The organism is Micrococcus sp. Mcc28, assembly GCF_024519775.1.
GTDB classification, from domain to species: domain Bacteria; phylum Actinomycetota; class Actinomycetes; order Actinomycetales; family Micrococcaceae; genus Micrococcus; species Micrococcus luteus.
Genome location: NZ_JALJRH010000021.1, coordinates 1 through 17,632 on the forward strand (window position 1 = coordinate 1; position 17,632 = coordinate 17,632).

The 17,632-nt window shown below is 74.5% G+C and carries 20 protein-coding genes; 12 read left to right on the forward strand and 8 right to left on the reverse strand.

Translation table 11 applies throughout. The annotated features are described in order from the left end of the window. The first annotated feature begins 100 nt into the window (after positions 1–100). The gene (locus NR073_RS10000; RefSeq protein ID WP_230278162.1) at positions 101–514 is read left to right on the forward strand and encodes a DUF4259 domain-containing protein; all 414 of its coding nucleotides are present in this window, start codon (positions 101–103) and stop codon (positions 512–514) included. 52 nt (positions 515–566) lie between these two features. On the opposite strand, the gene NR073_RS10005 is transcribed toward NR073_RS10000, so the two are convergent. From NR073_RS10005 to NR073_RS10020, 4 genes are read right to left on the reverse strand one after another with little or no spacing between them, the layout of a single operon-like run. Continuing rightward, positions 567–3,044, reverse strand: a complete 2,478-nt coding sequence (locus NR073_RS10005; RefSeq protein ID WP_206495874.1) for a cation-translocating P-type ATPase — start codon at positions 3,042–3,044, stop codon at positions 567–569. Between the two features lie 3 nt (positions 3,045–3,047). After that, complete coding sequence (locus NR073_RS10010; protein ID WP_098094125.1) at positions 3,048–3,266, reverse strand: heavy-metal-associated domain-containing protein; 219 nt, start codon at positions 3,264–3,266, stop codon at positions 3,048–3,050. Positions 3,267–3,307: 41 nt separating this feature from the next. Continuing rightward, entirely contained in the window at positions 3,308–3,688 is a 381-nt protein-coding gene (locus tag NR073_RS10015) for a metal-sensitive transcriptional regulator (protein WP_002856860.1), read from the reverse strand. A 10-nt stretch (positions 3,689–3,698) separates the two neighbouring features. After that, positions 3,699–4,493 carry a low molecular weight phosphatase family protein gene (locus NR073_RS10020; protein ID WP_127435491.1) on the reverse strand — a complete coding sequence of 265 codons (795 nt, stop codon included), beginning with the start codon at positions 4,491–4,493 and terminating at the stop codon, positions 3,699–3,701. A 198-nt stretch (positions 4,494–4,691) separates the two neighbouring features. Between NR073_RS10020 and NR073_RS10025 the strand changes: the two genes are divergently transcribed. After that, a complete protein-coding gene (locus tag NR073_RS10025; protein WP_095347741.1) occupies positions 4,692–5,936 on the forward strand; it encodes an isochorismate synthase MenF in 1,245 nt (414 codons plus the stop codon). 274 nt (positions 5,937–6,210) lie between these two features. Here the strand turns inward: NR073_RS10025 and NR073_RS10030 are convergent, their stop codons facing one another. Then, positions 6,211–6,483, reverse strand: coding sequence for a three-helix bundle dimerization domain-containing protein (locus NR073_RS10030; protein WP_227448856.1), 273 nt, complete (start codon positions 6,481–6,483; stop codon positions 6,211–6,213). Between the two features lie 345 nt (positions 6,484–6,828). Between NR073_RS10030 and NR073_RS10035 the strand changes: the two genes are divergently transcribed. Both NR073_RS10035 and rlmN read left to right on the forward strand, forming a co-directional pair. After that, positions 6,829–7,701: an oxygenase MpaB family protein gene (locus NR073_RS10035; protein WP_044659291.1), complete on the forward strand. Its 873-nt coding sequence runs from the start codon at positions 6,829–6,831 to the stop codon at positions 7,699–7,701. Next, entirely contained in the window at positions 7,694–9,091 is a 1,398-nt protein-coding gene (gene rlmN / locus NR073_RS10040) for a 23S rRNA (adenine(2503)-C(2))-methyltransferase RlmN (RefSeq protein WP_036384305.1), read from the forward strand. The genes NR073_RS10035 and rlmN overlap by 8 nt, the downstream gene beginning before the upstream one ends. Positions 9,092–9,166: 75 nt before the next feature. Here rlmN and NR073_RS10045 read toward each other — a convergent pair whose 3' ends face one another. Together NR073_RS10045 and aroQ are read right to left on the reverse strand one after the other, a co-directional pair. Beyond that, positions 9,167–9,649 carry a pyridoxamine 5'-phosphate oxidase family protein gene (locus NR073_RS10045; protein WP_044659290.1) on the reverse strand — a complete coding sequence of 161 codons (483 nt, stop codon included), beginning with the start codon at positions 9,647–9,649 and terminating at the stop codon, positions 9,167–9,169. Positions 9,650–9,745: 96 nt separating this feature from the next. Then, complete coding sequence (aroQ, locus tag NR073_RS10050; RefSeq protein WP_044659289.1) at positions 9,746–10,198, reverse strand: type II 3-dehydroquinate dehydratase; 453 nt, start codon at positions 10,196–10,198, stop codon at positions 9,746–9,748. Positions 10,199–10,410: 212 nt separating this feature from the next. Between aroQ and trxA the strand changes: the two genes are divergently transcribed. Further along, positions 10,411–10,851 carry a thioredoxin gene (gene trxA / locus NR073_RS10055; RefSeq protein ID WP_044659288.1) on the forward strand — a complete coding sequence of 147 codons (441 nt, stop codon included), beginning with the start codon at positions 10,411–10,413 and terminating at the stop codon, positions 10,849–10,851. 30 nt (positions 10,852–10,881) lie between these two features. Here the strand turns inward: trxA and idi are convergent, their stop codons facing one another. Continuing rightward, the gene (idi, locus tag NR073_RS10060; protein ID WP_044659287.1) at positions 10,882–11,511 is read right to left on the reverse strand and encodes an isopentenyl-diphosphate Delta-isomerase; all 630 of its coding nucleotides are present in this window, start codon (positions 11,509–11,511) and stop codon (positions 10,882–10,884) included. A 146-nt stretch (positions 11,512–11,657) separates the two neighbouring features. Between idi and NR073_RS10065 the strand changes: the two genes are divergently transcribed. From NR073_RS10065 to crtYh, 7 genes are all read left to right on the forward strand, one after another. Next, complete coding sequence (locus tag NR073_RS10065) at positions 11,658–12,206, forward strand: hypothetical protein (protein ID WP_044659286.1); 549 nt, start codon at positions 11,658–11,660, stop codon at positions 12,204–12,206. 161 nt (positions 12,207–12,367) lie between these two features. Then, positions 12,368–13,444, forward strand: a complete 1,077-nt coding sequence (locus NR073_RS10070) for a polyprenyl synthetase family protein (protein WP_044659285.1) — start codon at positions 12,368–12,370, stop codon at positions 13,442–13,444. Position 13,445: 1 nt separating this feature from the next. Beyond that, on the forward strand, positions 13,446–14,342 hold the full coding sequence (locus tag NR073_RS10075) for a squalene/phytoene synthase family protein (RefSeq protein ID WP_044659284.1): 897 nt from the start codon (positions 13,446–13,448) through the stop codon (positions 14,340–14,342). Further along, the gene (gene crtI / locus NR073_RS10080) at positions 14,339–16,039 is read left to right on the forward strand and encodes a phytoene desaturase family protein (protein WP_044659283.1); all 1,701 of its coding nucleotides are present in this window, start codon (positions 14,339–14,341) and stop codon (positions 16,037–16,039) included. The genes NR073_RS10075 and crtI overlap by 4 nt, the downstream gene beginning before the upstream one ends. Continuing rightward, the gene (locus NR073_RS10085; protein WP_044659282.1) at positions 16,036–16,920 is read left to right on the forward strand and encodes a prenyltransferase; all 885 of its coding nucleotides are present in this window, start codon (positions 16,036–16,038) and stop codon (positions 16,918–16,920) included. The genes crtI and NR073_RS10085 overlap by 4 nt, the downstream gene beginning before the upstream one ends. Then, a complete protein-coding gene (crtYg, locus tag NR073_RS10090; protein WP_044659281.1) occupies positions 16,890–17,279 on the forward strand; it encodes a C50 carotenoid gamma-cyclase subunit alpha CrtYg in 390 nt (129 codons plus the stop codon). Before NR073_RS10085 ends, crtYg begins: the two co-directional genes overlap by 31 nt. Beyond that, positions 17,276–17,632: a C50 carotenoid gamma-cyclase subunit beta CrtYh gene (gene crtYh, locus NR073_RS10095; protein WP_044659280.1), complete on the forward strand. Its 357-nt coding sequence runs from the start codon at positions 17,276–17,278 to the stop codon at positions 17,630–17,632. The genes crtYg and crtYh overlap by 4 nt, the downstream gene beginning before the upstream one ends.

The following is a 17,632-nucleotide window of genomic DNA, read 5'->3' on the forward strand; positions in this document are numbered from 1 at the left end:
CCGGTATGACAAGTACGCGATCATCTACAGGGCCGCTGTGGTCCTGAATGCTGTGATCGCATGGTCAAAACGATTGTCAGACATGCCCTAGGGTCAGGTCATGGGCGCATGGGGCAGAAACGTCTTCCAGAACGACACCGCGCTGGACATCGTGGACGAGGTCCTCGACGGCACCTTCGACCTCGACGAGTTCCGCAAGAACTTCCGTCGCGACGAGGACGAGGGCCACCTGACCGCGAGCCAGGGCGCCGCACTCCTCACCCTCGGGGCGCTCGTGCGGATCGCCCGGAACGAGGACCACGCGGACCTCGAGGCCCTGCTCGAGCACGCGGAGGCGGACGAGGTGGACCTCACCGCCTTCATCGGCCAGTTCTCGGACGAGGACATCGAGACCCTGCGCGAGCTGATCGGCGTGGTCATCCGCGAGCCCTCCTGCTCCGAGCTCTACCAGCTCTGGGAGGAGTCCGGGGAGCTCGAGCAGTGGCTCGAGTACTCCCGCGAATGCCTGCCCTGACCGGCCGGCCGGCCGGCCGGGGTGGACCCGGCTCGGCCGGCCCCGCCCCGGCTCACCGCGCGTAGCGGGTGAGCCGCAGCGAGTTCAGCACCACGAGCACGCTCGAGGCCGCCATCGCGCCGCCGGCGATCATCGGGTTGAGCAGGCCCAGGGCCGCGACCGGGATGCCGAGCACGTTGTAGGCGAACGCCCAGAACAGGTTCATCCGGATGATCCCCAGCGTGCGGCGGCTCAGGTCGAGCGCCTGGACCACCTGGTGCAGGTCGTCGCCCATCACGGTGATCTGCGCGGCCTCGCGGGCCACGTCCGTGCCGGAGCCCATCGCGATGCCCATGTCCGCGGCAGCCAGGGCCGGGGCGTCGTTGACGCCGTCGCCGACCATGGCCACCACGTGACCCTCGGACTGGAGCCGGCGGACCACGTCCACCTTGTCCTCGGGGCGCACGCCGGCCACCACGTCCTCGGCCGGGATCCCGACGGCGGCCGCCACCTGGGTGGCGACGGCGGCGTTGTCCCCGGTCACCAGCAGCGGGCGCAGGCCGAGCTCCTTGAGCCGGGCGATGGCGTCCGCCGAGGTCTCCTTCACGGTGTCCCGCACGGACAGGACGCCCGCCACGCGGCCGCCGACCGCGACCCACACGGCCGTGGCGCCGGCCTGCTCCGCCGCCTCGAACGCGGCACGGTGCTCGGCGGGGATGCCGCCGTCGAGGGCGGTCTCGAGGACGGAGCCGCGGCCGACGGCCACGCGGACCGGATCCGGGCCGGCGGCGCCGTGCGCGCCGGAGCCGAGGGCGCCGTCGTCGTGGGGGAGGGCGACCAGCCCGGACACGCCGCCGCCGGCCGTGGAGGCGAAGTCCGCCACGCCGGGCACGGTCAGGCCGCGCTCCTCGGCGCCGGCCACGATCGCGCGGGCGATCGGGTGCTCGGACCCGCGCTCGACGGCGGCCGCCAGGGTCAGCAGGACGTCGGCGGCCTGGTCCGGCGCCGTTTCGTCAACGAAAGCGCTCCGGGAGGCGCCCGTTTCGGCCACGAAAGCGGGGTCGAGGACGAGCACGTCCGCCAGCGCCATGCGGCCCTCGGTCACGGTGCCGGTCTTGTCCAGCACGATCGTGTCCACGGTGCGCGAGTCCTCGAGCACCTCGGGGCCGCGGATGAGGATGCCCAGCTGCGCGGCGCGGCCGGTGCCGGCCAGCAGGCCGACCGGGGTCGCCAGGCCGAGGGCGCACGGGCACGCGATCACGAGCACGGCCACGCCGGCGCGCAGCGCGGACGGCAGGTCGCCGGTCACGATCATCCACACCGCGAAGGTCAGCACGGCGATCCCGAGCACGATCGGCACGAACACGGCGGAGATGCGGTCGGCCAACCGGGCCACGCGCGCCTTGCCGGTCTGCGCCTCGGAGACGAGCCGCCCCATCTGGGCGAGCGTCGTGTCCGAGCCGACCCGCGTCGCGCGGGCCACGAGCCGGCCCGAGGTGTTCAGGGTGGCGCCGGTGAGGGCGTCCCCGGGGCCGACCTCCACGGGCACGGACTCGCCGGTGAGCAGGGAAGCGTCCACGGCCGAGGTGCCCTCGAGCACCTCGGCGTCCGTGGGCACCTTCTCGCCGGGGCGGATCAGCACGACGTCGCCCGGCGCGAGGGACTCGGCGGGCACCGTGCGCTCGGCGTGGGTCTCGGGGTCGTAGAGGGTGGCCTGGGCCGCGCCCAGGTCCAGGAGGGCGCGCAGCGCGGCGCCGGCCTCACGCTTGGCGCGGGCCTCGAGCCAGCGGCCCAGCAGCAGGAACGTGGTGATGACCGCGGCCGTCTCGAAGTACAGGCTGTGGTGGGCCATCTCCGCCATGGTCCCGCCCACGTGGGCGGTCATGTCCGGCGCCAGGATCAGCTCCACGGCCGAGTACACGAAGGAGACGAGCACGCCCACGGACACGAGGGTGTCCATCGTGGACGAGCCGTGCCGGGCCGCGCGGAACGCCGCCGAGTGGAACGGCCACGCCGCCCACAGCGCCACGGGCGCCGCCAGGGCGAACGCGACCCAGCCCCAGTGCGGGAACTGCAGCGCCGGGACCATGGAGATCAACACGAGCGGCACCGTCAGCACCGCCGCGCCGATCAGGCGCGGCGTGAGCACGTCCTCACTCGGACCGTGGGCCATGTGGTCGTGGTGGTCCACGCCGTCATGGTCCGCGGCGTGGCCCTCGCCGTGGTCGGAGGTGTGCGCGTGCCCGGCGTGTCCCGCGTGTCCCGCGTGCCCGGCCTGGCCGGCCGGCGGGGCGGGACGGCGCACCGTGGCGCCGTACCCGGCCTTCTCGACGGCGGCCACGAGCTCCTCGTCCGACACGCCGGCGGGCGCGGTGACGGTGGCCTGTTCGAGCGGCAGGTTCACGGACGCCGTGACGCCCTCGAGCTTGCCCAGCTTGCGCTCGACGCGACCCACGCACGAGGCGCAGGTCATGCCGGTGACGTCCAGGTCGACGCGGCGGGTGGTCTCGGTTTGCGGGCCGGCCGGGGTGGAGGAGGCGGGGTGGGTCATGGGTCAGGCCCCCACCAGCGTGTAGCCGGCCTCCTCGACGGCGGCGCGCGCGGCGGCGGGGTCGAGGGGGGCCTCGGAGGTGACGGTGGCGGTGGAGACGCCACCGGAGTTCAGGTCCACGTCCACGGCGGAGACGCCGGCGATCTCGCCGAGCTCCTCCTGGACGGAGGCGACGCAGTGGCCGCAAGTCATGCCGGTGATCTTCAGGTCGGTGGTGGTCATCTCGTGCTCCTCGTGCGGTGGTGGGTGGGCGACGGCGCCGGTCAGCGCAGCAGGCGGCCGAGGGCGGCCGTCGCCTCGGCGACCTTCTCGTCGATGAGCTCGGTGCGGCCTTCCGCCTCGGCCTGCACCGCGGCCTCCGCCACGCAGTGACGCAGGTGCTCCGAGGTGAGGTTCAGGCTGAGGGACTGCAGCGCCTTCGTGACGGCGGCGACCTGCGTGAGGACGTCGATGCAGTACACGTCCTCGTCCACCATGCGGTGGAGGCCGCGCACCTGCCCCTCGATGCGGCGCAGTCGAGCGAGGTGCTTCGCCTTGTCCCGGTGCACCTCGTGCGGGGGCCGGTGGCCGTCGCAGGCGTCCGCCGCGGCGGACGGAAGGGGCGAGGCGGCGGCGGGCGCCGTCGTCGTGCTGTCCGTGCTCATACCCCCTGTTCTATACCCCAGGGGGGTATAGGTCAAGGGGTCGGCCGACGCGGGTGCCCTCCTCCGGCAGCGGGGTGGCGGCTTCGCCCAGATCGGCGATCAGGCCGCGGACCTCCAGGTCCAGGGCGTCGCGCACGCCGCGCACCTGCTCGAGGCTCATGCCGCGGATCGACGGCACGGACCACTTCTGCACCTGCGCGCCCTCGGGGATCTCGAACGGATCCGCGCCGTCGAAGAGCACCACGATCTCGGCGGCCCGGAGCACGTCCGGGTCCAGGCCCTTGGTGTACGTGTGGTGCAGCGGGATGCCGATCTCGTTCATCGCCTCGAACGCGGTGGAGATGACCTCGCCGGCGGGCTCCGTGCCGGCCGAGCGGGCCCTGACCTCGCCGTGGGTGCGGTTCTCGAGCAGGGCCGCGGCCATCTGCGAGCGGCCGGCGTTGCCGTGGCAGACGAACAGCACACGCGGGTGGCGGGACTCGATGCTGCCCTGGTTGATCGCCCTGGCGCGCAGGCGCGAGGCGGCATGCTGCACCGAGATGGTCGGCAGCATCTCCGGGTGGCGGCTCGTCGCGGCGAGCTCGGCGTAGGAGTCGAACAGGACCTGACGCGCCGTCGCCTCGTCGGCCACGCCGGGGAAGCGCGCCATCAGCGGCCGGACCTCGCGCTCCAGCACGTGCGCGGCCATCCCGTGCGGCACGGGGTCCACCGGGGCGAGGGTGTCCGGCGCGGCCGTCGTGTCCAGCGGCATGTCGTCCACCGCCGGTGCGTGATCGGCGTGGGGGTCCGGGGGGATGGGGGCCATGATGCGAGTCCTCCGGGGAAGGCGGTCGGCTGAACGCGAGGTGAACGGGTGCCCCCACCCTGCGACGTCGGGTGTGCCGGCGCAAGCCTTGACGGGATCCCTCCGCGCCCGACGACGCTGCTCGCCGCCGTCGTCGGGGCGGTGGCCGACGCCCGGGCCCGGAGCGGGGGTCCGCCGAGGTGGGAGAGAATGGGGGCCATGTCTGTCCGCTCCCTGCTCCCGGACCTCGGCACCCCCGCGACCGGGACCCCCGAGGCCGCCGTCCCCCCGTTCGCCCGGGCGGTGCTGTGGGCGCACGGGGACGACGCGTGGCGGGGCGAGGGCGGCTGGACCGTGCTCCTGGACGGCACCGACCGGCTCCGCCGGCTCTCCGCGCTGTGGCAGGCCGCCGTCGCCGGGCGACCGGACCCGACGGCCCCGCTGCGGGGCTGGATCTCCTCGACCTTCGCCGACGACTCGCCCGAGCCCGCGGTCCTGCGCATCCCCGCGGATCTGCGCCGCGCCACGCCGTCCGGCGTGCGGGACGTGGCCCAGCACATGGACGCGGACGCGCTCGCAGCCGCCGTCGCCGCGGACCGTGGAGCCCGGCTGCTGGCCGACGGCGCGGTGCCCCTGCCCGCCGACGTCGCCGACCGTGCCTGGGACGACGCCGGCTACGCGGCCGGGGTGCGCGAGCTGCTGACGCGGATGGCCGACTCGGGCGGGGAGCTGGCGAAGGTCGTGATCAGCCGCACGATGACCGTCCCCGCGGACGACGCCGACCTGTGGCGGGCGATCGGGGCCCTGCGCCGCGAGTACCCGCAGACCTGGGTGTTCGCCGTCGGCGGGCTGCTGGGCGCCACGCCCGAGGTCCTCGCCACGCGGCACGCGGGGCTCGTGGGCTCGCGGGTGCTGGCGGGGTCCATGCCGCGCGGCGCGGACGAGGAGGAGGACGCCGCGCTGCGGGAGCGTCTGGCCTGTGATCCGCGGCTGGCGGAGGAGCATCGCTGGGCGGCGCGGTCGGTGCTGGACGCGCTGGCGCCCGTCGTCGACCTCGCCGATGACGACCCCGCGCCCACCGTCCTGACCCTGCCGAACGTGCACCACCTGGCCACGTCCGTGCGCGGCCGGCTGCGGGATGGGCGGGGGACCGTGCTGGACGTGGTGGCCGCGCTGCATCCGACGGCGGCCGTCGGCGGGACCCCCACGCCGGACGCGGTGAGGGTGATCGCGGAGGTCGAGCCCGTGGACCGCGGCCGCTATGCGGGCCCGGTCGGGTGGCTCGACCAGGACGGCGACGGCGAGATCGCCCTGGCGCTGCGCTGTGGCCAGCAGGTGCCCGGCGGGGTGCGGCTGCAGGCCGGGGGCGGGATGGTCCCGGGAGCGGTGCCCGAGGAGGAGGTCACGGAGATCCGGGCCAAGTTCCTGCCGATGCGCCGAGCGCTGGGCGTCGCCGAGGACTGAGGCCTCCCGTGCCGGGCCCCCCGTCCGCGTCACCCACGCTTTCGTGTAGGAAACGGCGGCGTGTCGCGGTGCTTTCGTGTGAGAAACGGCGCCGCACCTCGGAGTCGCGTGGGCGGCGGGGGAACGGCGCCCCGGAGCGTTCACACCGTTTCTCGAACGAAAGCGTCCTGGGGCCCGCCGTTTCCCGAACGAAAGCGTCCGGGGAGGCGAGAAGACCCGCCGGCCACGGCCCCTCGCGGGGCGGGCCGACGGGTCGTCGCGTCGGTATGGGGGATCAGGCGGCGACGGCCATGGCCTCGTGGGCCGGCGTCGCGGCCTGGAGGCGGCGGGTGGCCTCGCGCTCGGCGAGGGCCGGCAGGAAGGTGGTGATGCGGGCGCCGCGCTTGAGGTCGGCGACGACCTCGCGGACGACCGAGCGGACGGTCTCGGCGGTGACGGTGCCCTCGAAGCGGCGGAGGAGGGTCTCCTCGACGCGCTGGAGCACGTGGCGTTGCATGAGGGGGCTCGGGGCGGTGGGCAGGTGGTGGCTGGTCGTGTTGATGCTCACGGTGAGCACCTCCTTTGGTTGCCGGACCACGAGTCCGGCGGATCGTCGCGGCGGGGCCGCGGGTGATGAGTTCGGTGGAGTCCCGACCTCGCGTTCCGTAAACGCTAGGTGAACTGCTTGTGAACAAGTTTACAGATTTCCTCCCGGAGTGCAACTCCGTGTTCACCAACGTGACCTGTGACACCCTGTCGCGCATGCCTGCATGGCGCGAAATCAGCGCAATCATGCGGTTCTCGGATCGAGGTGCCACGAGCGGCAGGCGAACAGCAAGATGAACAGAAGGTGAACGGCACCGTTCATCTCGGCCCCCTGCCCCTCCGCCCGGCCCGGTGCGAGGCTGGGACCATGCGCCCCGACTGCCACTCCGCCCCGACCTCCGCGGCCGCCCTCGCCCGCGAGGCCGTGATCCTCGCCGGTGCCGGTGCGGCGATCCTGCTCCAGGTGGCGCACCGGCCGGTGGGGGCCGGCGTCGCCGTCCACTCCCGGTTCACCGAGGACCCGATGCGCCGGCTCCGCCACACGCTCGCCTACATCTACGCGGTCACCCTCCCCGAGGCCGCGCCGTTGCGCGACGCGGTCGTCGACCGGGTGCGGGCGGCGCACCGCCCGGTCCGCGGGCTCGACGCCGGAGGCCACCCCTACGACGCCGCCGACCCGGACGCCCAGCTCTGGGTGGCCGCCACCCTCTATGCGATGGGGGAGCAGGTGCGCCGCCGGATGTGGGGCGCCCTCGACGCCGAGGACGCCGACCGCCTCTACCGCGGGTACGCCCCGCTCGCCACGAGCCTCGAGGTCCCCGCCTCCGCCTGGCCGGTCGACCGCGCGGCGTTTGCGGACTACTGGGACGACCGGGTGGCCCGGCTCGAGGTCACGGACGACGCGCGGCGGGTCGCCGCCGACCTGTTCTCCGGCCAGGGCGTCCCCGCGCCGCTGCGGGCGGCTATGCCCCTGGCCCGGTTCGTCACCGCCGGTCTCCTCCCAGGCCGCGTGCGCGCCGGCCTCGGCTGGTCCTGGACTGGGCGGGACTCCGTCCGGGAGGCACGCCTCTGGGGGCTGGCGCGCACCCTGTACCGGCCGCTGCCGGCGACGGTGCGCGGCGTCGTCGTCCGCTGGGTCCTGCGGGGGCTGCCCCGGACGCGAAAGCCGCGCGGCGCCGTCGACGTGGAGGCGACCCGCCGCGAAGTCCGCCCCGTCTGGGAGAATGGTGCCGATGTCTGACTACCAGCCCCGCCGCCCCGGATCGAAGCCCACCCCGAACCGCCAGAGGGACCGCGCCGGCAAGCCGGCCCTCGGCCGCCCCGAGCGCGGCCTGATCGACGAGTCCGAGGCGCGCCAGCTCGCCGAGGACCGAGAGCGCATGCGCCGCGCCGGCGTCGGCCACCAGCTCTCCGCGCCCAAGCGCCGCGAGGCCGCCACCGCCGAGCGCCCCCAGGTGATGCCGAAGACCGAGGGCTGGACCCAGCCGATGGGCCCGGACGGCCGACCGCAGCTGCAGTTCAAGCAGCCGCGCGTCTCCCAGCCGCCCACCCACCTGGCCGACCTCACGCTGAAGGAACGGCAGGAGAAGGCCAAGGAGATCGGGCTGCCGGCGTTCCGCGCCAAGCAGCTCTCGGTGCACTACTTCGAGCACTACACCACCGATCCGGAGCAGATGACGGACCTGCCCAAGGACAAGCGGGAGGCGATCGCGGAGGCGTTCTTCCCGCCGCTGCTCACCGAGGTCCGGCGCATGGAGACCGACCGCGGGGACACCGTCAAGTTCCTGTGGCGGCTGTTCGACGGCGCTCTCGTGGAGTCCGTGCTGATGCGGTATCCCGGCCGCGTGACGCTGTGCGTGTCCAGCCAGGCCGGCTGCGGGATGAACTGCCCGTTCTGCGCCACGGGCCAGGCCGGGCTGACCCGCAACATGTCCACGGCGGAGATCGTGGAGCAGATCGTGCTGGCCAACCAGGTGATCGCCCAGGGCGGACTGGGCGGCAAGCGCAAGGATGGCGGGCACGACGCCGACCGCGTCACCAACGTCGTGTTCATGGGCATGGGTGAGCCCCTGGCCAACTACAAGCGCGTGATGGCCGCCGTGCACCGCATGGTGGACCCCTCGCCTGAGGGCCTGGGCATGTCCGCGCGGAACATCACGCTGTCCACCGTCGGCCTGGTGCCGGCCATCCGGAAGCTGGCCGAGGAGGGCGTGCCGCTGACGTTCGCGCTGTCCCTGCACGCGCCGGACGACGAGCTGCGCGACGAGCTGATCCCCGTGAACTCACGCTGGAAGGCGGACGAGGCGATCGACGCCGCGTACGACTACTTCGTGGCCACCGGGCGCAGGGTGTCCATCGAGTACGCGCTCATCAAGGACATGAATGACCACGCGTGGCGCGCCGACCTGCTGGCCAAGAAGCTCAACGCCCGGGGCAAGGGCTGGGTGCACGTGAACCCGATCCCGCTGAACCCGACGCCGGGCTCCATCTGGACCGCCTCGGAGAAGGACGTGACGCGCGAGTTCGTGGACCGGCTCAACGCCGCCGGCATCCCCACCACCCTGCGCGACACCCGCGGCAAGGAGATCGACGGCGCGTGCGGCCAGCTGGCGGCCGAGGACGTCGACTGACCTGCCGAGGCCCCGCGCGCGGCGCCCACCGGCCCGTCCTCGGGCAAGCCGCGGGGCCGGCGTCGGGGAGCGCCGTCAGAAGCGGACGGTCTCGCTGTCGCCCGGCTCGGCGGTCCCGCCGGTGACCTTGGCCTTGACCAGCTCGACGGCGGTGGCCACCGCGCCCGGGGACTCCCAGAACTGGGCGGTCTGCACGTCCACGCGCACGAGCACGATCTGCGGATCCTCGGGGCTCGAGCCCTCACCGAAGAAGGCCTCGGTGGCCGGGTTCCAGAACTCCTTCTTGCGCGCGTCGTCGCGGACGAGCTGACCGTGGCCCGCGAGGGAGGCCCAGAAGTCCTTGTCCTGCACGGCGACGTTGACCGGGCGCTGCGGAGCGTCCGCGGCGACGTCGGAGGTGGCGCGCGTGAGGAACCAGAGCGTGCCGCCGTCCTCGGCCTGTTGCAGGCCCATCGGGCGGGTGACGAGCGTGCCGTCCCGCTCAGCGGTGGTCAGCATGCAGACGTTCACCTTCGCGAGCTTCTCGAGCAGACGGGCGCGGGGATCCTGGGTGCCCATGGCGTGACTCCTTCGTCGTCGGGTGCCGGCGCCCTGATGTGGCCACCGGCTCGTACCACCGACCCTAGGCACGGCCAGGCGGGTCCTGACCAGCGCTCAGCGGCGCACAGCCGCGGCGAGCCAGTCGACGGCGAGGGCGTAGCCCTGGACGCCCGCCCCGGCGATCACGACGTCGGCGACGGCGGAGACGTGCGAGTGGTGCCGGAACGCCTCGCGCCGGTGGACGTTGGAGATGTGCACCTCGGCGATCGGCCGGTCGACGGCGGCGAGGGCGTCGCGGATCGCGATGGAGGTGTGCGAGTACGCGGCGGGGTTGATGAGGACGCCAGCGTGGGAGGTGCGGGCCTCCTGGATCCAGTCGATGAGCTCGCCCTCGTGGTTGGACTGTCGGAAGTCCACGGTCAGCCCGTGCTCGGCCGCGCGGGCCTCGGTGAGCGCACGGACGTCGTCGAGGGTGGCCGTGCCGTAGACCTCGGGCTCGCGGGTGCCGAGCAGGTTCAGGTTGGGGCCGTTGAGCACGAGCAGGGGCAGGGCGGTAGTGGCGGTCATGCGGTCAGTCTAGGAAGCGACGACGACGGCTCCCGTCTCGGCCACGACAGTGCGTGGAAGGCGCCCGTTTCCCGAACGAAAGTGCCGGGACACGCCGCCGTTTCCCGAACGAAAGTGGGGTGGGGCGGAATAGGTGCGGCGGGGTGTCCGTTGTGGTCGGCAGGACGATCGCCGGCGTGAGCGCGTCGGCCCCGCTGACGAAAGGACCCACCGTGGCCACCAAGGACCTGACCCTCGAGGAGTTCGGCTCCACCGTCGCCGAGAACGACACCGTGCTCGTGGACTTCTGGGCCGGCTGGTGCGGCCCGTGCCGCCAGTTCGCCCCCGTGTTCGAGGCCGCCTCGGAGAAGCACGACGACGTCGTGTTCGCCAAGGTCGACACGGAGGACCAGCAGCAGCTGGCGGCGATGGCCGGCATCACCTCCATCCCCACGCTCATGGCCTTCCGCGGCGGCGTGCTCGTGTTCTCCCAGGCCGGCGCCCTGCCGGGCACCGCGCTCGAGCAGCTGCTCGACCAGGTCAAGGGCCTCGACGTCGCGGAGGTCCGCCGCATGGCCGAGGAGCAGCAGGGCCAGCAGGGCGACGCCGAGCCGGCGCAGGACGAGGCCGTGCAGTCCACCGCCGCCCACCTCGACGACGTCAACGGCCGCTGACGGCCCGCGCGGCGTCGCCGCGCCGGCCGCTCACCGCGGGTCGAACGCCCCCTGCTGCCACTGCTCCACGAGCCACGGGCTGAACGCCCGGGGGACGGCGGCCAGGGCGGCGGCCAGATCGGCCGGCTCCACCCAGCACCACTCCGCGACCTCGTCCCGCTCCGGGGCGGGGTCGCCGTGCATCCGGGCCCGGAACACCGGGCAGATCTCGTGCTCCTCCATGCCGGAGGCGTCCGCGGCCCGGTAGCGGAAGTCGGGGAGCACCTCGACGACGTCGGACACCTCCACGCCCAGCTCCTGCGGGGCGCGGCGCAGCACGGCCTCCGCGGGGGACTCGCCGGGGCCGGGGTGCCCGCAGAACCCGTTGGTCCACACCCCGGGGAACGCCGCCTTGCCCAGCGCCCGGCGGGTGAGCAGGAACCGGTCGGCCTCGTCGTACACGTGACAGGAGAAGGCCAGGTGCAGGGGCGTGCCGCCGTCCTCGGTGCGGCGGTGGACCGTGGCCTTGGCCTCCGTGCCTACGGCCTCGCCCTCCGGGGACAGCAGGACCACGCGCTCGACGTCGTCGGGGCCTGCGACCGGGACGTCCGAGGCCGCCATCCACGGTCGGGCGACGGGGGAGGGGCGGTCGGGCGGGGAGGGCGTGGCCGGGGTCTGCATGCCTCTCAGTGTGGCAGGCGAGCCGGGCCACCCATCAGATGTGGGCCACGTCACCTCAGTCCGATCCCGACGGCCGGGCGTGGCTAGAGTGCTGAGGTCGGCGCCACACCCCGGCGCGTCCCACGTCACTCGAGGAGAGCACCCCCATGGCCTTCGCCGCCCTGTCCCGTTCCGCCCGTCTTGCCGGCCTGTCCGCTGCCGCGCTGCTGGCCCTCACCGCGTGCGGCGGTCAGGACTCGTCCGACGCCGACGCGTCCGCCTCGACGACGGCGCCCGCCTCCGCGTCCGCGCAGGGTGCGGAGTCGTCGTCCGCCTCGGCGTCGTCGCTGTCCGCGGCCCCGGCCGACTACGAGGCCGGCACGTGCTTCACCGCCCCGCTCGGCGCCCGTGACCTGTCCTCCTTCGAGACCACCGACTGCAAGGGCGCCCACACCGCGGAGTACCTCTGGGCCGTGCCGGCCGTGGCCGAGGGTGAGGAGGCCGACCCGGCCGCCGCCCAGACCTGCACCGCCCAGGCCCAGCGCCTGAGCGAGGAGAAGGAGGACCAGCTGAACGGGGCCGTCCTGACCTCCTCCGAGCTGGGCAACTACGGCACCGACGAGAAGCACTGCGTCGTGTACGGGGTCTCCGGTGAGTGGGAGGGTCAGATCGTGGACCCGGAGATCACCCTGGAGACGGCGTCCGCCGACGCCTGATCCCGCCGGCGGCCCCGTGCGTCGTGAGATCGCGCCGCCCGGGACCGCCGCGGATGGACGCGGGACCGGCGCGGCCCGTAGTGTCTTCTGCGTCCAGAAGTTAGACGGTCGAACAGATGCGGCGGTCGGTGCCGCGTCGTGTCCGCCACCGAGGAGGCGCCATGGGTGAAGTGAGGACGGGCGGCGAGGCCGCGCTCTCCGGGGTGACCGCCGAGCTGGACGCCGCGCTCCGACATGCCGCGGCCCAGGCGCCCGGATCCGCCGCCTTCGCCGAGCTGCTCGACTCGCTCCACGTCCATGTGGGCGCCGGCAAGCTCATCCGCCCCCGTCTCGTCGAGCTCGGCTGGCGCCTGGCGACCGCCGACCCGGTCCCTCCGTCCGGCCGCGCTGCCGTCGACCGACTCGGGGCCGCCTTCGAACTGCTGCACACCGCGCTGCTCGTCCACGACGACGTCATCGATCGGGACGTGCTGCGGCGCGGCCAGCCCGCCGTGCACGCCTCCGCCCGGCACCGCCTCGAGGCCCGCGGGGTGCCCGCCGCGGACGCCGCCCACGCCGGGGTCGCCGTCGCCCTCATCGCGGGGGACGTCCTGCTCACCCAGGCGTTCCGGCTCGCCGCCACCTGTGCCGCCGACACCGCCCGGGCCGCCGAGGCCGCCGCCGTCGTCTTCGACGCCGCCGCCGTGACTGCGGCCGGCGAGCTCGAGGACGTGCTCCTGGGGCTGTCCCGCCACACCGGTGAGGAGCCCGATCCCGACCGCATCCTCGCCATGCAACGGCTCAAGACGGCGCACTACACGGTCGGCGCGCCCCTGCGCGCCGGCGCCCTCCTGGCCGGGGCGGATCCCGACCTCGCCCGGGCGATGGGCGAGGCCGGCGCCGACCTCGGCGCCGCCTACCAGGTGATCGACGACGTCCTCGGCGTGTTCGGCGATCCCGGGGAGACCGGCAAGTCCGCCGACGGCGACCTGCGCGAGGGCAAGGCCACCGTGCTCACCGCCCACGGCCGCCGCATCCCCGCCGTCCGCGCCCTGCTCGACGCGGGCCCGGCCACCCCCGCGGACATCGAGGCCGCCCGCCGCGCCCTCGAGGCGGCCGGTGCCCGGGAGCACGCCCTCGACGTCGCCGCCGAGCTCACCGTCCGCGCCCGCGAGCGCATCGCGGCCCTGCCCCTGGACGAGACGGTCCGGGCGGAGTTCGCCGACGCCTGCCACGCCGTGCTGACCCGGAGGTCCTGAGATGGCCGCGCCCGCCCCGATCCCTGCCGCGCTGTACACGCGGACGGCCCACGCCGCAGCGGCCCAGGTGATCCGCCGTTACTCCACGTCCTTCTCCTGGGCCTGCCGCACCCTGCCCCGGCAGGCACGCCAGGACGTGGCGACGATCTACGCCATGGTCCGCGTCGCCGACGAGGTGGTCGACGGCGTCGCGGTGGCCGCCGGGCTCGACGAGGCCGGGGTCCGCGCCGCCCTGGACGACTACGAGCGGGCGTGTGAGGCCGCGATGGCGTCGGGCTTCGCCACCGACCCGGTCCTGCACGCCTTCGCCGACGTGGCCCGTCGCCACGGCATCACCCCGGAGCTGACCCGTCCCTTCTTCGCCTCCATGCGCGCGGACCTGGGGATCCGCGAGCACGGCGCCGAGTCCCTGGACGCCTACATCCACGGCTCGGCCGAGGTGGTGGGGCTGATGTGCCTGCAGGTCTTCCTCTCCCTCCCCGGCACGCGGGCCCGGACCCCGGGCCAGCGGCAGGAGCTGCGCGCGCAGGCCTCCCGGCTGGGGGCGGCGTTCCAGAAGGTCAACTTCCTCAGGGACCTGGCCGCGGACCACCACGAGCTGGGCCGCACCTACCTGCCCGGTGCCGCACCGGGCGTGCTCACCGAGGCCCGCAAGGCCGAGCTCGTGGCCGAGGTCCGCGCCGACCTCGACGCCGCCCTGCCCGGCATCCGTGTCCTGGACCCCGGGGCCGAGCGCGCCGTGGCCCTGGCGCACGGACTGTTCGCGGCCCTGGTGGACCGGATCGAGGCGACCCCGGCGGCCGAGCTGGCCCACCGCCGTGTCCGGGTGCCGGACCATCAGAAGGCCCGGATCGCCGCCCGCGTCCTGGCACGGGGCCGCCGGGGAGGCCGCCGATGAGCGCCCGGGACACCGCTCTCGGCCCGCGCACCGTGGTGGTGGGCGGCGGTTTCGCCGGACTGGCCACGGCGGGCCTGTTGGCCCGCGACGGGCACCGGGTGACGCTGCTGGAGCGCGGCGCCGTCCTGGGCGGCCGTGCCGGACGCTGGTCTGAGGCGGGGTTCACCTTCGACACCGGGCCCTCCTGGTACCTGATGCCCGAGGTGATCGACCGCTGGTTCCGCCTCATGGGGACCTCCGCCGCCGAACGGCTGGACCTGCGCCGTCTGGACCCCGGCTACCGGGTGTACTTCGAGGGGCACCTCCACGAGCCCCCCGTGGACGTGCGCACCGGCCACGCGGAGACGCTGTTCGAGTCCCTCGAGCCCGGCGCCGGGCGCCGGCTGCGGGCCTACCTCGACTCCGCGTCCCGGATCTACGGGCTCGCCAAGGAGCACTTCCTCTACACGGACTTCCGCCGGCCGGCCGCCCTGGCCCACCCGGACGTCCTGCGCGCCCTGCCGGCCCTCGGGCCCCAGCTGCTGGGGGGCCTGCGCTCCCACGTGGCGGCCCGCTTCCAGGATCCCCGGCTGCGCCAGATCCTGGGCTACCCGGCGGTCTTCCTCGGCACGTCCCCCGACCGTGCCCCCGCCATGTACCACCTGATGTCCCATCTGGACCTCGCCGACGGCGTGCAGTACCCCCTCGGCGGGTTCGCGGCCCTCGTGGACGCCATGGCGGAGGTCGTGCGTGAGGCCGGCGTGGAGATCCGCACCGGGGTCGAGGCGACCGCCGTGGAGGTCGTGGACCGTCCCGCCCCCGCCGGCCGCCTCGGACGCCTGGCCGCCCGCCTGCCCAGGCCGGGAGCAGCCCGCGGGGACGAGGGCCGACGTCGCCGCCCGGGCCGGGTGACCGGCGTCGCCTGGCGGTCCGACGACGGCGCCGCGGGACGCCTCGACGCCGATGTGGTGGTGGCCGCCGCGGACCTGCACCACGTGCAGACCCGTCTGCTGCCTCCCGGCCGGCGCGTCGCGGAGTCCACGTGGGACCGGCGCGACCCCGGCCCCTCCGGCGTGCTCGTGTGCGTGGGGGTGCGCGGATCCCTGCCCCAGCTGGCCCATCACACCCTGCTGTTCACGGCGGACTGGGAGGACAACTTCGGGCGCATCGAGCGGGGAGAGGACCTCGCCGCGGACACGTCGATCTACGTCTCGCGCACCTCCGCCACGGACCCGGGGGTGGCCCCGGAGGGCGACGAGAACCTGTTCATCCTCGTCCCGGCCCCCGCCGAGCCGGGGTGGGGGCGTGGCGGCATCCGGGTCCGTGACGGCGAGGGCTGGCGGGTGGACCGCGCCGGGGACGCCCAGGTGGAGGCCGTGGCGGACCGGGCCCTCGACCAGCTGGCCCGCTGGGCCGGGATCCCCGACCTGGCCGAGCGCATCGTGGTGCGGCGCACCTACGGGCCCGGTGACTTCGCCGCGGACGTGCACGCCTGGCGGGGTTCGCTGCTGGGCCCCGGGCACACGCTGACGCAGTCGGCCATGTTCCGCCCCTCGGTGCGGGACGCGGACGTGGCCGGCCTGATGTACGCGGGCTCCTCGGTGCGCCCGGGCATCGGGGTGCCCATGTGCCTGATCTCCGCCGAAGTGGTCCGGGACGAACTGCGCCACGACGCGCGCAGGGCCCGGTCCGCGGGCCCCGGGGGGAGCGGCACATGATCCGCACCCTCTTCTGGGCGTCCCGGCCGGTCAGCTGGGTGAACACGGCGTACCCGTTCGCCGCCGCCGCGATCCTGACCGGGGGGCTGCCCGCGTGGCTGGTGGTCCTGGGCGTCGTGTTCTTCCTGGTGCCCTACAACCTGGCCATGTACGGCATCAATGACGTGTTCGACTTCGCCTCGGACCTGCGCAACCCCCGCAAGGGGGGTGTGGAGGGCTCCGTGCTGGGCGACCCTGCGGTGCGCCGCCGGGTGCTGGCGTGGTCGGTGCTGCTGCCCGTGCCGTTCGTGGCCGTGCTCGCGGGCTGGTCCGCCGTGCGGGGCGAGTGGGCCGCCATGCTGGTGCTGGCGGTGAGCCTGTTCGCGGTGGTGGCGTACTCCTGGGCGGGGCTGCGGTTCAAGGAGCGGCCCTTCCTGGACGCGGCGACCTCCGCCACCCACTTCGTCTCCCCCGCGGTCTACGGCCTCGTGCTCGCCGGGGCGACCCCCACGCCCGCCTTGGCGGCGCTGCTGGGGGCGTTCTTCCTGTGGGGCATGGCCTCGCAGATGTTCGGGGCCGTGCAGGACGTGGTGCCGGACCGGGAGGGGGGCCTGGCCTCGGTGGCCACCGTGCTGGGCGCCCGGCGCACCGTCCTGCTCGCCGCCGGCCTGTACACGGCGGCGGGCCTGCTGCTGCTGGCCACCGACCCGCCGGGCCCGCTCGCGGCGCTGCTGGCCGTGCCCTACGTGGTGAACACCCTGCGCTTCCGCCGCATCACGGACGCCACCTCGGGCGCGGCCCACCGCGGCTGGCAGCTGTTCCTCCCCCTGAACTACGTGACCGGCTTCCTCGTGACCCTGCTGCTGATCGGGTGGGCGCTGAGCCGGGGGGCCGCGGCATGATCTACCTGCTGGCCCTGCTGGGTGTCATCGGCTGCATGCTGCTGGTGGACCGGCGCTTCGAGCTGTTCCTGTGGCATCGCCCGCTCCCGGCGCTGCTGGTGCTGGCCGCCGGGGTGGCCTACTTCTTCGCCTGGGACCTGTGGGGGATCGCCGAAGGCGTGTTCCTGCACCGGCAGTCGCCCTACATGACCGGGGTGATGCTCGCCCCCCAGCTGCCCCTGGAGGAGGGGTTCTTCCTGCTCTTCCTCAGCCAGATCACGATGGTGCTGTTCACCGGGGCGCTGCGCCTGCTGCGCGGCCGGCGAGGTGACGCCCGTGCCGCGACGGCGGCCGATCCGACCGACCGGGGGAGCCGGTGACCTTCCTCGACCTCGTCCTCGTCTTCGTGGGCTTCGCCCTGGCCGTGCTCGTGGGCGCCGCCCTCGTCGGCCGCGTGCGGGGCGGGCACCTGCGGGCCGTGGCGGCCACCCTGGTGGCCCTGTGGGCCCTCACGGCGGTCTTCGACAACGTGATGATCGCCGCGGGGCTCTTCGACTACGGCCATGAGCTGCTGGTGGGTGCCTACGTGGGCCAGGCGCCCGTCGAGGACTTCGCCTACCCGCTCGGCTCCGCCCTGCTGCTGCCGGCGCTCTGGCTGCTGCTGACGAGCCGTGGTCGTGCCGGTCGGCGCGGCCGGCGGCCGGGACGCCGCCCCCACCCGGGCGATCGCTGA

Coding starts and splice junctions, on each gene's coding strand:
- NR073_RS10005 (WP_206495874.1), bottom strand. CDS start 3,044: ATGACCCACCCCGCCTCCTCCACCCCGGCCGGCCCGCAAACCGAGACC.
- NR073_RS10025 (WP_095347741.1), top strand. CDS start 4,692: ATGTCTGTCCGCTCCCTGCTCCCGGACCTCGGCACCCCCGCGACCGGG.
- NR073_RS10065 (WP_044659286.1), top strand. CDS start 11,658: ATGGCCTTCGCCGCCCTGTCCCGTTCCGCCCGTCTTGCCGGCCTGTCC.
- rlmN (WP_036384305.1), top strand. CDS start 7,694: ATGTCTGACTACCAGCCCCGCCGCCCCGGATCGAAGCCCACCCCGAAC.
- NR073_RS10070 (WP_044659285.1), top strand. CDS start 12,368: ATGGGTGAAGTGAGGACGGGCGGCGAGGCCGCGCTCTCCGGGGTGACC.
- NR073_RS10085 (WP_044659282.1), top strand. CDS start 16,036: ATGATCCGCACCCTCTTCTGGGCGTCCCGGCCGGTCAGCTGGGTGAAC.
- NR073_RS10020 (WP_127435491.1), bottom strand. CDS start 4,493: ATGGCCCCCATCCCCCCGGACCCCCACGCCGATCACGCACCGGCGGTG.
- aroQ (WP_044659289.1), bottom strand. CDS start 10,198: ATGACCGCCACTACCGCCCTGCCCCTGCTCGTGCTCAACGGCCCCAAC.
- idi (WP_044659287.1), bottom strand. CDS start 11,511: ATGCAGACCCCGGCCACGCCCTCCCCGCCCGACCGCCCCTCCCCCGTC.
- NR073_RS10045 (WP_044659290.1), bottom strand. CDS start 9,649: ATGGGCACCCAGGATCCCCGCGCCCGTCTGCTCGAGAAGCTCGCGAAG.
- NR073_RS10075 (WP_044659284.1), top strand. CDS start 13,446: ATGGCCGCGCCCGCCCCGATCCCTGCCGCGCTGTACACGCGGACGGCC.
- crtI (WP_044659283.1), top strand. CDS start 14,339: ATGAGCGCCCGGGACACCGCTCTCGGCCCGCGCACCGTGGTGGTGGGC.
- NR073_RS10035 (WP_044659291.1), top strand. CDS start 6,829: ATGCGCCCCGACTGCCACTCCGCCCCGACCTCCGCGGCCGCCCTCGCC.
- NR073_RS10010 (WP_098094125.1), bottom strand. CDS start 3,266: ATGACCACCACCGACCTGAAGATCACCGGCATGACTTGCGGCCACTGC.
- NR073_RS10000 (WP_230278162.1), top strand. CDS start 101: ATGGGCGCATGGGGCAGAAACGTCTTCCAGAACGACACCGCGCTGGAC.
- NR073_RS10015 (WP_002856860.1), bottom strand. CDS start 3,688: ATGAGCACGGACAGCACGACGACGGCGCCCGCCGCCGCCTCGCCCCTT.